Origin of the sequence: Rhodopseudomonas telluris, from assembly GCF_042432815.1 — a bacterium.
In the GTDB taxonomy this organism is placed as follows: Bacteria; Pseudomonadota; Alphaproteobacteria; order Rhizobiales; family Xanthobacteraceae; genus Rhodopseudomonas; species Rhodopseudomonas telluris.
Genome location: NZ_JBHLWM010000003.1, coordinates 17,212 through 32,166 on the forward strand (window position 1 = coordinate 17,212; position 14,955 = coordinate 32,166).

Below are 14,955 nucleotides of genomic sequence, written 5' to 3' on the forward strand. Positions count from 1 at the left end.
AACTCCAAGGCGCGCTGCGGTTCGGTCCTTGCGGCTGCTCGACCCGATCCGCAACCACCATCAAGGCCGTTACCACGAGCAGCCCGCTGAGGCCAAGCCGTCCCGGCACAACTCGATGCCGACGTCGTTGGCGTCAGTTGACGCCGCGGCGCGGAACTTGTTCCACAGTGAACACCTTCTTCAGGAGTGCGGGCAGACCGGCTGAGGCTGCTAAGCAGATGGTCCGGCGGCAGGACCATCGAGCGCCAGCCGCAACATGCGGGCGAGATCGGCGCGGCGATACGGCTTCTCCAACAGCAGCGCTCCCCGCATCTCGGCGCTCTGCTGCATCAGCACGTTGTCGCTGTAGCCGGACGTGAACAGCACTTTCAGGTTGGGCCGATATTTGCGCAGCTCTTCGGCGAGCTGTGCGCCGTTGATGCAACCGCCCAGCATGACATCGGTGAACAACAGGTCGAACTCGACCTCGTCATAGACCATCGCCATCGCCTGCACGGCCCCGGCCGCGGCATGCGCCGTGTAGCCGAGCGCAGCGAGATCGGTCATGACGTAGCTGCGCACCAACACGTCGTCCTCGACGACCAGAATGGTCTCGTGCCCGCGTTCCGCCTGCACTGTCGCCGGGACGCGTTCGCCACCGCTCTGCGGGGCGCACGGCAGGTACAGCCGGATCGCCGTGCCGACGCCCTCACGGCTGTGGATCTCGATGTGTCCGCCGGACTGCTTGACGAAGCCGTACACCATGCTGAGGCCGAGCCCGGTGCCCTCGCCGACCGCCTTGGTGGTGAAGAACGGCTCGAACACCCGATCGCGGATCGCAGCCGGAATTCCGGCGCCGGTGTCCGTCACCACCAGCACCACGTAGCGGCCGGGCGTGACCTCGTCGTGCTGCTCGGCATAGACCTGATCGAGATCGACATTGGCGGTCTCCAGCAGCAGGCGGCCGCCGCCGGGCATTGCATCGCGGGCGTTGATCGCGAGGTTGAGCAGGGCGCTGGAGAGCTGCGACGGATCGGCCAGCGCCGGCCGCAGCTCCGGCGCGGGGCGGAAGTCGACCTCGATATGGCCCCCGAAGGTCGAGCGCAGCAATCGCGCGGTTTCTTCCATCAGCGTATTGACGTCGATGCTGCGCGGCTGCAGCGGCTGCTTGCGCGCGAACGACAGCAACCCGTTCGTCAGATCGCTGGCGCGCGCCACGGCCTGATCGACCATCACGGCGACATCCTTCAGCGCAGGCCGATCGCTGACGCCATCGGCGAGAATCTCGACGCCGCCGGTCAGGACGGTGAGGATGTTGTTGAGGTCGTGGGCGACACCGCCGGTGAGCTGGCCGATTGCCTGCATCTTCTGCGCCTGGCGCAGCTGACGCTCGGCCTCCTTCAGCGCAGTGACGTTGCGATACACCACCACGGCCCCGCCGAAGCTGCCGTCCGCCTTCTGCATGGTGCGGGCGCTGGCGGCGAGCTGCAGCAACTTGCCGCCGTCGCGACGGATGCCGATTTCGACGTTGTCGAAGCTCTCGCCTTGGGCGGCACGCCGCGCCGGACATTCGGTCTCCGGCATCGGCGTCACCCCGTCCGACTGGAAGCGGCGATACTCCCGCTTCCATTTCTCCGATCCGATGTCCGTGAAGTGGCCGAAGATCGCATTGGCGGGCGGATTGCCGAACACCCTCTGTCCGTCGGCGTCGATCACCAGCACCGCGTCGGCCATGCTGGCGACGGTTTTGTCGAGCACCTCCGACTTGGCGCGCAGCGCGGCGCTGGTCTCTTCGACCTTGTCGACCATCTGGGCGAACGCCGTCGCCAGCACCTGGGACTCGCCGCTGAGCCCGGTCGGGAGCGCGAGCCGCCCGGTCCGGGTGTAGCCCGAGATGGCGGCAGCGATCTGCACCACCGGCCGCGCCAGCGAGCGCGACAGCAGCACCGACACCAGGACGGCGACGGTTGCGGCGACCAGCGCGACGATCAGGCTCGCGCTCTGCAGCGCCTTGGCGGGCGCCATGATGGTGTCGAGCGCCACCGTTTCGATCACGCCGGCCCGCATCCCGCCGGGCAGGCGAACGAATCCGACGACGGCGGCGACGCGTTGCCCGTCCGGCGCGGTGAGCACCGCGGCCGCGCCGTTTTTGTCGCCGAGCGCCTCCGCCAGCGCCGGAAAGTCGTCCTGCCAGCGGCCGGTCGCGCTGGTCGGTACGATGTGTCCCTCGCGCAGGTTGATCAGATAGGCCCCCTCGGCCTCGACGATGTAGGACATGGTGTCCGCGCTCAAGGCGGCGCGAATTCTTTCGAAGGTCGGCCGCATGTCGATGTCGATCACGATCAGGCCGAACAATTCGCCCGCCTCCGTGCGGACTGGTGTCGTGAACGTCGCCAGCGGCGCCGGAAGGTTCACGGCGTCGATGCGCGACCAGGTCATGTCGACCTCGCGCTCGCCGAGCGCGATTCCGCGGCGGAAGAAATTCTCGCCGCCGACCTGCGCCAATTCCTCGACCGGCGCGATGCGCGGCGTGCGCTCCGGGCCCACGCGATCGACGCGGATCAGTTCGCGACCGCCATCGGCGACACCGACATAGCGGTAGCGAAAAATGCCCGGCTTGGCGCTCATCTGGGCCGCATAGATCCTGGCAAGATGCTGCCGCAGCCAGGCCTCTTCGACGCCGCCATCCGGATCGACGCCGCCATTGGCCCGGGCTCGCGCGATCCTCTGGTTGGTCGGGAACGCCTGCGCCGCCAGGGTCTCGTTGCGCATCGTCCCGAGCAGCGCATCGATGCCGCCGATCCGCACTCTGGTCTGGTCGGCCAGGCGCTGGATGCCGGCCGGCACGATGATGCGCCCGATATTGTAATAGGCCAGCAGACCAAGCGCGGCGACCGTACTCAACACCAGCGCCGTCATCGCCAGCATGAGGCGCACCGACAAGCGCATTCGTGAGAACTCCGCCCCAGACAGACATGTGTTGCGATGAAAACTACCTGATACCGCCCCGCCCCGCCACCATGCGCTGCGTAGCAGATCGTCTAGCGGCCCAACCCCGGCCGGTCGAAGAGGAGCCGGCCTCGCGCGGCGTGGCCGGCTCTGCGCTTGGTGTCAGCGCACACCTTCGAACACGAGCTTATTCGGGAATCTGGCCGAAGCCCTCCCCGGCCGGCAGCGGCTTCAGGCGGATCAGGCGCGAATCCTCGACCGCGGCCTGGCGATGCTTCACCGCCTCGCGATACACCGGGTCGCGGATCATCTCGACGAAGGCGCCCACGCTCGGATATTCGGCGATGAACACGTGGTCCCAGTGCTCGCTCTGCGGCCCGATCAGCATCAGCTCGAACGCGCCCTGCCAGACCACCTTGCCGCCGAGCCGCGAAAACACCGGCAGCGACTCGCGTCCGTAAGCCGCATAGGCCTCGGCGCCGGTCGCCTCGCGGCCATCCGGATAGGCTGCGCGCGGCTTGAGCCGCACCAGGTTGAGCATATGGATCGGGCCGGGGCGATCCTTGTCACGAAATTGCGCGAACACCTCCTTGGTCGGATCGATATGCCCGGTCATAAGTCTCTCCCTGTTGTTCTGATTCATCTTGGCTGTGCTACTATCACGCCGCGCCCGCCGATGTCTGCTCCCGGAGAATCGTCTTGAACATCCTCGCCGCCTGTCTCGTCGCGCTGGTCGCGGCGCTGCACGTCTTCTTTCTCGTGCTGGAGATGTTTCTCTGGACCAAGCCGCTCGGCATGAAGGTCTTCCGCAACACCCCCGACAAGGCCGCGGCCTCCGCGGTGCTGGCGGCCAATCAGGGGCTCTACAACGGCTTCCTCGCGGCCGGCCTGATCTGGTCGCTGCTGCATCCGAATCCTGGCATCGCGCTGCAGCTCGCCACGTTCTTCCTCGGCTGCGTTATCGTCGCCGGACTCTACGGCGCCTGGACCGTCAGCCGGCGCATCCTCTATGTGCAGGCGGCGCCAGCCGCGCTGGCGCTCGTCCTCGTCTGGATTGCGTAGTTCGCGGCAGCATGCTGCATCGCACAGCGCGGCAAAGTGAACCGCGCGCTCACAGCGGCATTGCCAGACTCCAGGTGCTGATCCACACTCCCTGATAACGGCGGCAGGCAAAACGCCGCCGGTCATAAGGCCATAGGGAGTAGACCAGCGATGAAGAGCCTGTATCAGGCCGCCGTAGCGGCTCTTGCGACCGTTGTGCTCAGCGCCGCGCCCGCCGCAGCGCAGAAGAAATACGATACCGGAGCCACCGACACCGAAATCAAGATTGGCCAGACCGTGCCGTTCTCAGGCCCTGCCTCCGCCTATGCGGGCATCGGCAAGACCCAGGCCGCCTATATGCGGATGATCAATGAGCAGGGCGGCGTCAACGGTCGCAAGATCAACCTGATCCAGTACGACGACGCCTACTCGCCACCCAAGGCCGTCGAGCAGGTCCGCAAGCTGGTCGAAAGCGACGAAGTGCTGCTGACCTTCCAGATCATCGGCACGCCGTCCAACGCCGCCGTGCAGAAGTATCTCAACGCCAAGAAGGTGCCGCAGCTGCTCGCCGCCACCGGTGCGACGCGTTTCACCGATCCGAAGAATTTCCCCTGGACGATGGGCTTCAACCCCAACTACCAGACCGAAGGCCGGATCTACGGGCGCTACATCCTGCAGAACCATCCCGATGCCAAGATCGGCATCCTGTTCCAGAACGACGATCTCGGCCGCGACTACGTCACCGGCCTGCGCGCCGCGCTGGGCGACAAGGCCGACAAGATGATCGTCGCCGAAGCGTCCTACGAGCTCACCGACCCGACCGTCGACTCGCAGATCGTCAAGCTGAAGTCCGCCGGCGCGACGCTGCTGTACGACGCCTCGACGCCGCGCTTCGCCGCGCAGGCGATCAAGAAGGTCGCCGACCTCGGCTGGAACCCGGTGCACATCCTCGACATCAACGCCAGCCCGGTGTCGGCGACGCTCAAGCCCGCCGGTCTCGACATTTCCAAGGGCATCATCAGCGTCAATTACGGCAAGGATCCCGCCGATCCGCAATGGGCCGACGATCCGGGCGTGAAGAAGTACTTCGCGTTCATGGACAAATACTATCCGGAGGGCGACAAGCTCAACACCGTCAACAGCTACGGCTACAGCACCGCCGAACTTCTGATCACCATCCTTAAGCAGTGCGGTGACGACCTCACCCGCGAGAACGTCATGCGGCAGGCCGCCAATCTGAAGAACGTCGTCGGCGACTTGTCGCTGCCGGGCATGTCGGTCAACACCTCGCCGACCGATTTCCGCGTCAACAAGCAGCTGCGGATGATGAAGTTCAACGGCGAGCGCTGGGAACTGTTCGGCCCGATCCTCGAGGACGACGCCGCGATGTGAGATGACGTCCCGGCGCGATGCCACGGGCAATGCGCCGGGACGCATCCAATCGCCCGACACCGTCTGCGATGTCGCGCGATCCAGGTAGTTTGCACAGGCCCGCAGCGGCCACGGGCAACTAATCGGTAACTCCGTCATCGGCTTTACCGCGCCCCGGGCTGCGGCAAACCCCGGTCGTTCAAAACACGACAGACACATCTCCCGAATCGTCGTCGAATGCGCGCCGTGGCAAAAGCCACAGCACGCGAGCGAGTCCGGGAGCGCCGCGCATCGCGGCGAAAGTACGATGAGAGCAGAAGCCAGCCGCTATTTCACGGTCGAACAGCTCGAAGAGCTCGCCGTCGCCAAATACATCGAGGCCGCGCTGACGCCCGAAGGCAACGAGCGCGAGGAACTGCTTCTCGAAGCCAAGCGCTTCGCCAGCCGCGCCAAAATGAAGAGCTGGCTGATGGGCGAAATGGGCATCGCCCCACCGCGCCGCGATTACCACTGAGCGCGGAGGTTCGCGCACCGTCGCGAGGTCCGGCGGGGTTGCGATCGACGACCCGAGAGGCTGCCTCTCCGCCACCGTGCCCGACCTCGTGCCGGGCATTCACGTCTCGCGGCGCTCGTCGATGATAGCCGGACGAGTCCTGCACTGACGGAACTGTTCAGGCCGGCGCGAGAACCTCAGACATCACTGCGGATCGGACAAAGAGTTCCGATCCCGACGGCCAGACCTTCTTAACGCAGCGCAAGCGCCCTTCACTCCCACGGAATCAGGCTGACTTCGCGCTGCAGCCTGTCCATCGCGATCATCACGGCGGCGCCGGCGAATTCCCGGCTGGCCGCGCCTGGATCGACCGAGACAACCTTCCAGTTGGCGCGGTTGTTGTCCTCGTCGGGCTGGCAACGCCCGATCCGGATGGCCTCGACCTTGTCGCAATGCCGCTGCTGACGGACGTCGGCCAGCAACAGATGTTCGATCTCCTCGGCAGACTTCAGCACCCGGGTCATTGCTCGCTTTCGTCGTGACTACGCTGTCCGCGATCTATCGCAAGCGTGGTCCGTCGCCGCTTGAGATGGCTCAAAGCCGGAGCGCCATCCGCCCGCCCGATGGAACCCGACCTTAACCATGGCTTTACCGGGCCTTAAACCCGGCCCGGTAAAGTCCGCCGGCAGGTCGGCGTGGGCGTAGCGTATGGCGTTGGGCAAAAAGAAAGCCGGCGAACGGCGGGAGCCGACATTCGGCGGCTTCGCTGAATCGCTCGGGGGCCTGCGCCTCAGCCCCCAGGATCGAGTGAGCGTGGCCGACGACGACAAGCCGAAAAAGCCGAAGGCAGCTCCTGCAAAGGCGAGCGGCCGCGGCAAGGCGAAATCCAGATCGCGCCGCAAGGGCGGCATCCGCCGCTTCATCACCGGCACCGTCTACTGGACCGCCGTCGCGGGCATCTGGGGCGTGCTGGCGGTGGTCGGCGTGCTGGTCTGGGTCGGCGCGCATCTGCCGCCGATTCAGTCGCTGGAGATTCCCAAGCGGCCGCCGACCATCACCATCGTCGGCGCCGACGGCAGCCAGCTCGCGGTCCGCGGCGAGATGGCGGGAACCAACGTTTCGCTGAAGGATCTGCCGCCGTATCTGCCGAAGGCGTTCATCGCCATCGAGGACCGGCGTTTCTATCAGCATTTCGGCGTCGACCCGGTCGGTATCGCCCGCGCCGCGGTCGCCAACGTGCTGCACCGGGGCGTGTCGCAGGGCGGCTCGACGCTGACCCAGCAGCTCGCCAAGAACCTGTTCCTGACCCAGGACCGGACGCTGACGCGCAAGCTGCAGGAAGTCGAACTCGCGCTGTGGCTGGAGCGCAAGCATTCCAAGACCGAGATCCTCGAGCTCTATCTCAACCGTGTCTATTTCGGTTCCGGCGCCTACGGCATCGAGGCGGCGGCGCAGAAATATTTCGGCAAATCCGCCAAGGACGTTTCGCTGGTCGAGGCAGCGATGCTGGCCGGCCTGGTCAAGTCGCCGTCGCGGCTGGCGCCGAACCGCAATCCGGAAGGCGCCGAGAAGCGCGCCCAGATCGTGCTGGCGGCGATGGCCGACGCCGGCTTCATCAACGACAAGCAGGCGAAGACCGCGATCGCCAATCCGGTCTACACGGTGAAGCCGACCGGCGCCGGCACCATCAACTACGTGGCCGACTGGATCACCGAAGTGCTCGACGATCTGATCGGCCAGATCGATCAGTCGGTGATCGTCGAAACCTCGATCGATCCGAAGCTGCAGTCCGAAGCCGAAGCTGCGATCATCGACGAACTCGCCGCCAAGAGCGTGAAGTTCAAGGTGTCGCAAGGCGCGCTGGTGGCGATGACGCCGGACGGCGCGGTCCGCGCCATGATCGGCGGCCGCAACTACGCCGACAGCCAGTTCAACCGCGCCGTCACCGCCAAACGCCAGCCCGGCTCGGCGTTCAAGCCGTTCGTGTATCTCACCGCGGTCGAGGCCGGCCTCACGCCGGACACGATCCGGCAGGACGCGCCGCTCGATCTGAAGGGCTGGAAGCCGGAGAACTACACCCACGAATATTTCGGCGCCGTGACGTTGACCCAGGCGCTGTCGATGTCGCTGAACACCGTGGCGGTGCGGCTCGGGCTCGAGGTCGGGCCGAAGAACGTGGTGCGGACCGCGCACCGGCTCGGCATCGCCTCCAAGCTCGACGCCAATCCGTCGATCGCGCTCGGCACCTCGGAAGTCTCGGTGCTGGAGCTGGTTGGCGCCTATGCGACCTTCGCCAATGGCGGGCTGATGGCCTCGCCGCATGTCGTGACGCGGATCCGCACCGCGCAGGGCAACAAGGTGGTGTACGCCCGCTCGACCGACACGCCACCGCGCGTCGTCGACGCCCGCGCGGTCGGGATGATGAACACGATGATGCAGGAAACGCTGCAGTCGGGCACGGCCAAGAAGGCCGACCTGCCGGGTTGGAGCGCCGCCGGCAAGACTGGCACCAGCCAGGATTTCCGCGACGCCTGGTTCATCGGCTACACCGGCACGCTGGTCACCGGCGTCTGGCTCGGCAACGACGACAACTCGCCGACCAAGAAGGCGACCGGCGGCGGCCTGCCGGTCGACGTCTGGACACGCTTCATGCGCGAGGCGCTGAAGGGCACCGCGCCGCAGCCGCTGCCCGGAGGCTGGAGCGGCGGCCCTCTGGTGGCGAGCAGCGCTGCAGGCGGCCCCGCAAGCGACCCTGGCGGCGGGCTTGGAAGCGGACTTGGAAGCGGGCTCGGCCGCGCGATCGGCAACGTGCTGAGCGGCGGGCCCGTCACGGGTGGCGGCACGATCGCGCAAGCGGGCCCGCGCGGCGAGGCCCAGGTCACCAACATGCCCCCGCCCCCGGGCGCCAACCGCCCCCCGCCGCCCACGCGCGCCAATGTGCGGCCCGAAGCGGATGCCGGACTGGATGGCTGGCTGATGGACCGGTTGTTCGGGCGGTGAGGCGTCCCGCAGGTCTGAGCGGGTTAGTGCTGTTTGCAGCATGCCTCAGCATCCGCGGCAGCCCTCACCCCAACCCTCTCCCGCAAGCGGGAGAGGGAGCGCGCCGCATGCGGAGCAGCGCCTGCATCCGGACACAAAACGCTTGATAGCCTTGAAAGATATCTCGGTAAGACATGACCTCACCCCGCGCGAGGCAAGCCCCTCTCCCGCTTGCGGGAGAGGGTCGGGGTGAGGGCGACGCGAGCACGGCGCCCGCGATCCACCTGCCTCAGTCGCTGATGCCGTAGCGGTGCAGGTCGTTGCCGTGGGTGTCGAGCCAGGTCTTGGCACGCTCCATATGCGGACAGACCTTGCCGACCACGCGCCAGAACCGTGCCGAATGGTTCATCTCGACCAGATGCGCGACCTCGTGCGCGGCGAGATAATCCAGCACGTAGGACGGCGCCAGGATCAGCCGCCACGAAAACGACAGCGATCCGGCCGAGGTGCACGAGCCCCAGCGGCTCGATTGATCGCGGATCGACAGCCGCGCGACCTTGACGCCGAGTTCGGGCGCATAGCGGTCGCAGGCCTTTTGCAGGTCCTTGCGCGCTTCGCGTTTGAGGAAGTCGTGGACGCGGCGATCGATATGCTCGGCCTCGCCGGCGACGCAGATGATCCGCTCGCCGGACTCGCGGACCTCGGTCCACACTGTGCCGCGACCGGCGCGATGCACGATCTTGTGGTCGTGGCCGCGCAGCGGCACCAGCGTGCCGGGCTGGAACGGCGCCGCCTTCGGCAGACGGCCGAGACGCGCCGCGATCCAGGCGCCGTGACGTTGTGCGAATTCCTTGGCGTCGGCAAGTGTGCCGCGCGGCGGCATCGTCAGGATGGCTTCGCGGTCACTCGGATGAATACGCAGCGTATAGCGTCGGGCGCGGCGATGGCGCCTGATGCGAACGGCGAAAAACTGCGAGCCGTGACGGACGGCGATGGTCGACGGCTCGGTGGGCCGTCGATAGAGAAGTGCGCGGAAGGCCATGTCTGCAGATCCGGACAACGAAGGGTCGCCTGGACTCTGCCATATCCGCCACCAATGGAAGCGCTCGGCGCAAAAACAAATCATTTGCCCAATATACAGGGATTTGGCGGAGCCAGCCCCCTACAAGATGGGCCTCGGAACTCGCAATTTCGGCGAATTTCGATTCAAATACACGTCCTGAATCGTGACTCACGGCTCACTCATTGGGAACCCGATGAATCCAGATTCCCCCAAGCGCGCTACCAGTCAACTAATCACGCTTCGTTTTGATTCGGCTCCATAAAATCCGACGTCTGCACCAACTATCCACACGCTCCTACGCGATGAGCGTGAGATGATTACTCCGCAGCGTTCGCGCGCGCGCCGTTAGCAGCCGACACCATGAAGTCGGAGATGCGCGGCACGATTTCCGAACGGAACCGCGAGCCGTTGAACACGCCGTAATGACCGACGCCCTTCTGCACGTAGTGCACGCGGCGATCGTCCGGGATCGAAGTACACAGCGTATGCGTCGCTTCGGTCTGCCCGAGACCGGAGATGTCGTCCTTCTCGCCCTCGACCGTCATCAGCGCGACGCGCGTGATCTTCGACGGCTCGACCAGCTTGCCACGATGCATCATCTCGCCCTTCGGCAGCGAGTGCTTCACGAACACCTCGTCCACCGTCTGCAGGTAGAACTCCGCGGTGAGGTCCATCACCGCCAGATATTCGTCATAGAATTCGCGATGCTTGTCGGCGAGGTCGCCGTCGCCCTGCACCAGATGATTGAACAGGTTGCGATGGGCATCGACATGGCGGTCGAGGTTCATGCTGATGAAGCCGTTGAGCTGCAGGAAGCCCGGATAGACATCGCGCATGAAGCCCGGATGCGGGAACGGCACCTTGGTGATGACGTGGCTGCGGAACCAGTCGATGCCCTTCTCGGCCGCCAGATTGTTGACCGCGGTGGGATTGCGCCGGGTGTCGATCGGCCCGCCCATCAGCGTCATCGACAGCGGCACGAACGGATCCTGATTGGCCTCCATCACCGACACCGCGCTCAGCACCGGCACCGACGGCTGGCACACCGCCACGACGTGGACATTGCCGCCCAGCATCTGCAGCATTTCGATGACGTAATCGACGTAGTCGTCGAGATCGAAGCGGCCGGCCGCGACCGGCACCATCCGGGCGTCGGACCAGTCGGTGATATAGACCTCGTGGGTCGGCAGGAAGGCTTCGACGGTGCCGCGCAGCAGCGTCGCGTAGTGGCCGGACATCGGCGCCACGATCAGCACCCGCGGATGCGGATGGCGCAGCGGGTGCTGCAGCTTGCGTTCGAAATACAGCAGCCGGCAGAACGGCTTTTCCCACACGCTGTGAATCTCGATGGGCACGCGCATGCCGTTGACTTCGGTGTCGTCGAGGCCCCATTCGGGCTTGCCGTAGCGCCGCGTGGTCCGTTCGAACACTTCGCAGGCCGCCGCGATCTGCTTGCCGAAATCGGTGTGGCCCCAGGGATTCAGCGGATTCTTGAGCGCCAGCCGGGTCGCGTCCGACATCGCCCGCGCCGGATTGAGCGACGCATGGGCGAGTTCGTAGAACCAGTACATCGGCGTGGTCATCGCCGGGCTGACCTCGGCCGGCATCTCGGGCGGGCGGCCAAATTCACCAATCACTGGCATAGTATATGTCCCTCGGGCTCTTCTCGCGCCGCAGCATAGTGGCCGCTGGGCCGGGGGGCGTCAATCACAAGATCGAAATATGAGCACAAGTCGGGCCGCAATGCTGTCCGGAAAGGGCCTATTCGCCGCTTTGAATTAATGATCCGTGGCGACGTGCACTGTTCAGCATCACCAGAAAGCTCACGAAGGAGGCGGCGAACAGCACCGCGTTGAGCCCCAGCGACCACAACATCAGATCCGCCCGGAAGTGATGCTGCATCAGCAACGCCCGCATGCCTTCGAACACGTAGGTCGGCGGCAGCGCCCAGGCGATCAGTTGCAACCAATGCGGCAGCACCGACACCGGGTAGTACACGCAGGCCAGCGGCATGATGCCGAACATCAGCGACCAGACGATGCTCTCGGCGCCCAGCCCGTTGCGCAGCACCAGGCCCGACACGAAGATGCCGAGCGCCCAGCTGGTGAAGATCAGATTGCAGAAGAACGCGATCAGCGGCAGACCGAAGCCGAGCAGATTGAAGTCGAAGAAGATCATCGCCAGCAGAGTCATCGGCACGATGCCGATCGCCAGCCGGATCAGGCTCATGATCATCAGCGAGATCAGAAACTCGATCGGCTTCAGCGGGCTCATCATCAGGTTGCCGAGATTGCGCGCCCACATCTCCTCGAGGAACGAGATCGAGAAGCCGAGCTGGCCGCGGAACAGGATGTCCCACAGGATCACCGCGCCGATCAGCGTGCCGCCGGCGCGGGCGAAGAACCCGGCATTCTCGGCGATGTAGCTCTGCAGGAAGCCCCAGGTGATGATCTGCAGCGCCGGCCAGTACACCAGCTCGAGCAGCCGCGGCCACGACGACAGCAGCAAGTACCAATAGCGCATCACCATCGCGGCGATGCGATGCCAGGCGATGCCGTGGCCGAGTTCGAGGCTGCTGATCAATGATTTCATAGCACGGCACCTGTGCGCTTCGTCTCCGGCTTCTCGCACGGCCTATCAGCTTGTCGTCCCCGCCAAGGCGGGGACCCATACGCCGCAGCATCGCGGTTGAGGCACTGGGGCAGACGCCTTGCATCACTTGAAAAGCCAGGGGTTATGGGTCCCCGCCTGCGCGGGGACGACTCGTTGGGAATGCCGCGGCTGAACCCGCCGGCGCGGCGACGACGCGTCGAGAGCATCTGCCTCATAGCGTCTCGCCTTGCTCACGATCGCGGCCGCGGGCGACGTCGAGGAACACCTCTTCGAGCGTCGCGCGGTTGTAGCGCGCCATGATGGCGGCCGGGCTGTCGTCGTCCTCGATCCGGCCGCGCTTCATGATCACCACGCGGTCGCACAGCCGCTCGACCTCGAGCATGTTGTGCGAGGCGAGCAGGATCGAAGCGTCGTAGCGCTTGCGATAGGTTTCGAGATGGCCTCGGATCCAGTCCGCGGTGTCGGGATCGAGCGAGGCGGTCGGCTCGTCGAGCAACAGCAACTCGGGCCGGTTGATCAGCGCCTTGGCGAGCGCGACGCGGGTCTTCTGCCCGGCCGACAGCTTGCCGCTGGCGCGATCGAGGAACTCGGTGAGGTCGAGATCGGACGCCAGCTCGGCGATCCGGTCGCGCAGGTCCGGCACGTCGTACAGCCGGCCGAATACACTCAAATTCTGCCGCACCGTCAGCCGCGACGGCATGTCCACATAGGGGCTTTCGAAATTGATCCGGCCCAGCACCTCGGCGCGCTGCTCTGGCATGTCGCAGCCGAGCACCCGGACGCGACCGGAAGTCGGCAACACCAGCCCCATGATCATCGAGATGGTCGTGGTCTTGCCGGCGCCATTGCCGCCGAGCAGGCCAGTAATGCTGCCGCGCGGCACGCGGAAAGACACGCCGTCGACCGCGCGGGTGGTCTTGTAAACCTTGACCAGGTCCGCAACCTCGATGGCGGCGGCAGCGTCGGGCGGCGGGGGCGGGCTTGAGGGGAGCGCGAGGGGGGTCATGCAGGCCTTTTGACGAGTGCGGCGGCCCAGTGCAAGCCACAGGCGCGCCGCGACGACGGCGCGAATTGTGAACGCCCGGCGCGGCTTGTAGTGTCCGGCGCATGACTGATGATCTGATTTCCGCCGATTTCCGCCATCCCCGCCGCCATGTCCGGCTCGACACCATCCTGCGGCTGCGCTGGCTGGCCGCCCTCGGCCAGCTGTCGGCGATCTTCATCGTCGCCCAGGGCCTCGAATTCGATTTCGCGGTGCTGCCCTGCCTCGCCATCATCGGCGCCTCGGCGGTCGTCAGCCTCGGGCTGCAAATTGCCTTCAACCCGATGCAGCGCATGGAGCCGATCTATGCGGCGCTGCTGCTGGCGCTGAACATCGCCGAACTCGCCGGCCTGCTGTATTTCACCGGCGGATTGCAGAACCCGTTCTCGTTCCTGTTCCTCGGCCCGGTGCTGATCGCCGCGACCGCCCTGCCGACGCGGATGACCATCGCGCTCGGCATCTTCGCCGCCGGCTGCGCGGCGCTGCTCGGCTATACGCATCAGCCGCTGCCCTGGGCCGGCGACGAGGCGGTGCAGCTTCCGGAGATTTACCTGATCGGCGTCTGGCTCTCGATCCTGCTCGCGATCGGCGTCACCAGCGTCTACACCTTCCAGGTCACCGAGGAGGCCCGCAAGCTGGCCGACGCGCTGTCGGCGACCGAGCTGGTGCTGGAGCGCGAACAGCATCTGACCCAGATCGACGGGCTGGCGGCCGCCGCAGCGCACGAGCTCGGCACCCCGCTGTCGACCATATTCCTGATCTCGCGCGAGCTGGAGAAATCCGCGCCGCCCGAGATGGTCAGCGATCTGCGGACGTTGCGCGAGCAGGCGCAGCGTTGCCGCGAGATCCTCGCCAAGATCTCGCACCTCAACGCCGCCGGCGCGCCGTTCGACAAGATGCCGCTGTCGACGCTGATCGAGGAGGCGGTAGAGCCGCACCGCGATTTCGGCGTTACCATCAAGGTCCGCGTTGCGGTGTCGGGCGTCACCGAGCCGGTGGTGATGCGCAATCCGGCGATTCTCTACGGCATCGGGAACATCCTGGAGAACGCCGTCGATTTCGCCCGCGAGACGGTCGAGGTGAACGCCTGGTGGAACGCCGAGACGGTGCAGATCATGATCTCGGACGACGGTCCGGGCATCAAGCCGGACCTGCTGAAGCGGATCGGCGAGCCGTATCTGTCGCGCCGCCGCCATCCCGACGACGACGGCCAGACCGATCGCGCCGGCCTCGGGCTCGGCGTGTTCATCGCCCGCACCCTGCTGGAGCGAACCGGCGCCAAGGTTTCGTTCCGCAACAAGCTGTTTCCCGACCATGGCGCCGTGGTCCAGCTGACCTGGCCGCGCAGCCGATTCGAGAACGCGGAAAGCCCTGCAACCGAAGAGACTTGAGCGGGGGCGCGCGGTCCGGTCGCAGGGCCCGGGA

12 protein-coding genes are annotated in these 14,955 nt (G+C 65.9%); 5 read left to right on the forward strand and 7 right to left on the reverse strand.

Translation table 11 applies throughout. From position 1 onward, the window contains the following. Positions 1-210: 210 nt before the first annotated feature. Together ACFFJ6_RS06915 and ACFFJ6_RS06920 are read right to left on the reverse strand one after the other, a co-directional pair. Positions 211-2,928 carry an ATP-binding protein gene (locus tag ACFFJ6_RS06915; RefSeq protein ID WP_378385833.1) on the reverse strand — a complete coding sequence of 906 codons (2,718 nt, stop codon included), beginning with the start codon at positions 2,926-2,928 and terminating at the stop codon, positions 211-213. A gap of 187 nt (positions 2,929-3,115) precedes the next feature. Next, the gene (locus ACFFJ6_RS06920; protein ID WP_378385835.1) at positions 3,116-3,544 is read right to left on the reverse strand and encodes a DUF1330 domain-containing protein; all 429 of its coding nucleotides are present in this window, start codon (positions 3,542-3,544) and stop codon (positions 3,116-3,118) included. Between the two features lie 89 nt (positions 3,545-3,633). Between ACFFJ6_RS06920 and ACFFJ6_RS06925 the strand changes: the two genes are divergently transcribed. The 3 genes from ACFFJ6_RS06925 to ACFFJ6_RS06935 all read left to right on the forward strand — a co-directional run bounded on the left by ACFFJ6_RS06925 (position 3,634) and on the right by ACFFJ6_RS06935 (position 5,854). Continuing rightward, the gene (locus ACFFJ6_RS06925) at positions 3,634-3,990 is read left to right on the forward strand and encodes a DUF1304 domain-containing protein (RefSeq protein WP_378387019.1); all 357 of its coding nucleotides are present in this window, start codon (positions 3,634-3,636) and stop codon (positions 3,988-3,990) included. 150 nt (positions 3,991-4,140) lie between these two features. After that, entirely contained in the window at positions 4,141-5,361 is a 1,221-nt protein-coding gene (locus tag ACFFJ6_RS06930; protein ID WP_378385838.1) for an ABC transporter substrate-binding protein, read from the forward strand. Between the two features lie 286 nt (positions 5,362-5,647). Further along, positions 5,648-5,854, forward strand: a complete 207-nt coding sequence (locus tag ACFFJ6_RS06935; protein ID WP_378385840.1) for a hypothetical protein — start codon at positions 5,648-5,650, stop codon at positions 5,852-5,854. Between the two features lie 251 nt (positions 5,855-6,105). Here the strand turns inward: ACFFJ6_RS06935 and ACFFJ6_RS06940 are convergent, their stop codons facing one another. After that, the gene (locus ACFFJ6_RS06940; RefSeq protein WP_378385843.1) at positions 6,106-6,357 is read right to left on the reverse strand and encodes a hypothetical protein; all 252 of its coding nucleotides are present in this window, start codon (positions 6,355-6,357) and stop codon (positions 6,106-6,108) included. Between the two features lie 184 nt (positions 6,358-6,541). On the opposite strand from ACFFJ6_RS06940, the gene ACFFJ6_RS06945 reads away from it, so the two are divergent. Continuing rightward, the gene (locus ACFFJ6_RS06945; protein ID WP_378385845.1) at positions 6,542-8,833 is read left to right on the forward strand and encodes a transglycosylase domain-containing protein; all 2,292 of its coding nucleotides are present in this window, start codon (positions 6,542-6,544) and stop codon (positions 8,831-8,833) included. Positions 8,834-9,101: 268 nt separating this feature from the next. On the opposite strand, the gene ACFFJ6_RS06950 is transcribed toward ACFFJ6_RS06945, so the two are convergent. The 4 genes from ACFFJ6_RS06950 to ACFFJ6_RS06965 all read right to left on the reverse strand — a co-directional run bounded on the left by ACFFJ6_RS06950 (position 9,102) and on the right by ACFFJ6_RS06965 (position 13,494). Then, positions 9,102-9,938, reverse strand: coding sequence for a M48 family metallopeptidase (locus tag ACFFJ6_RS06950; protein WP_378385847.1), 837 nt, complete (start codon positions 9,936-9,938; stop codon positions 9,102-9,104). Between the two features lie 254 nt (positions 9,939-10,192). Further along, on the reverse strand, positions 10,193-11,518 hold the full coding sequence (locus tag ACFFJ6_RS06955) for a polyhydroxyalkanoate depolymerase (protein ID WP_378385849.1): 1,326 nt from the start codon (positions 11,516-11,518) through the stop codon (positions 10,193-10,195). Between the two features lie 118 nt (positions 11,519-11,636). Continuing rightward, positions 11,637-12,467 (reverse strand): ABC transporter permease, encoded by an 831-nt coding sequence (locus ACFFJ6_RS06960; RefSeq protein WP_378385851.1) that lies wholly within the window; start codon positions 12,465-12,467, stop codon positions 11,637-11,639. Between the two features lie 232 nt (positions 12,468-12,699). Next, entirely contained in the window at positions 12,700-13,494 is a 795-nt protein-coding gene (locus ACFFJ6_RS06965) for an ABC transporter ATP-binding protein (protein WP_378385853.1), read from the reverse strand. A 101-nt stretch (positions 13,495-13,595) separates the two neighbouring features. Here ACFFJ6_RS06965 and ACFFJ6_RS06970 point away from each other — a divergent pair, with 101 nt between their 5' ends. Continuing rightward, positions 13,596-14,921, forward strand: coding sequence for an ActS/PrrB/RegB family redox-sensitive histidine kinase (locus ACFFJ6_RS06970; RefSeq protein WP_378385855.1), 1,326 nt, complete (start codon positions 13,596-13,598; stop codon positions 14,919-14,921). Positions 14,922-14,955 lie beyond the last annotated feature (34 nt).

Excerpts from the sequence above, each read along its gene's own strand:
- ACFFJ6_RS06950 (WP_378385847.1), bottom strand. The coding sequence starts at position 9,938 with ATGATTTGTTTTTGCGCCGAGCGCTTCCATTGGTGGCGGATATGGCAG.
- ACFFJ6_RS06960 (WP_378385851.1), bottom strand. The coding sequence starts at position 12,467 with ATGAAATCATTGATCAGCAGCCTCGAACTCGGCCACGGCATCGCCTGG.
- ACFFJ6_RS06945 (WP_378385845.1), top strand. The coding sequence starts at position 6,542 with ATGGCGTTGGGCAAAAAGAAAGCCGGCGAACGGCGGGAGCCGACATTC.
- ACFFJ6_RS06955 (WP_378385849.1), bottom strand. The coding sequence starts at position 11,518 with ATGCCAGTGATTGGTGAATTTGGCCGCCCGCCCGAGATGCCGGCCGAG.
- ACFFJ6_RS06970 (WP_378385855.1), top strand. The coding sequence starts at position 13,596 with ATGACTGATGATCTGATTTCCGCCGATTTCCGCCATCCCCGCCGCCAT.
- ACFFJ6_RS06920 (WP_378385835.1), bottom strand. The coding sequence starts at position 3,544 with ATGACCGGGCATATCGATCCGACCAAGGAGGTGTTCGCGCAATTTCGT.
- ACFFJ6_RS06915 (WP_378385833.1), bottom strand. The coding sequence starts at position 2,928 with ATGCGCTTGTCGGTGCGCCTCATGCTGGCGATGACGGCGCTGGTGTTG.
- ACFFJ6_RS06935 (WP_378385840.1), top strand. The coding sequence starts at position 5,648 with ATGAGAGCAGAAGCCAGCCGCTATTTCACGGTCGAACAGCTCGAAGAG.
- ACFFJ6_RS06940 (WP_378385843.1), bottom strand. The coding sequence starts at position 6,357 with ATGACCCGGGTGCTGAAGTCTGCCGAGGAGATCGAACATCTGTTGCTG.
- ACFFJ6_RS06930 (WP_378385838.1), top strand. The coding sequence starts at position 4,141 with ATGAAGAGCCTGTATCAGGCCGCCGTAGCGGCTCTTGCGACCGTTGTG.
- ACFFJ6_RS06965 (WP_378385853.1), bottom strand. The coding sequence starts at position 13,494 with ATGACCCCCCTCGCGCTCCCCTCAAGCCCGCCCCCGCCGCCCGACGCT.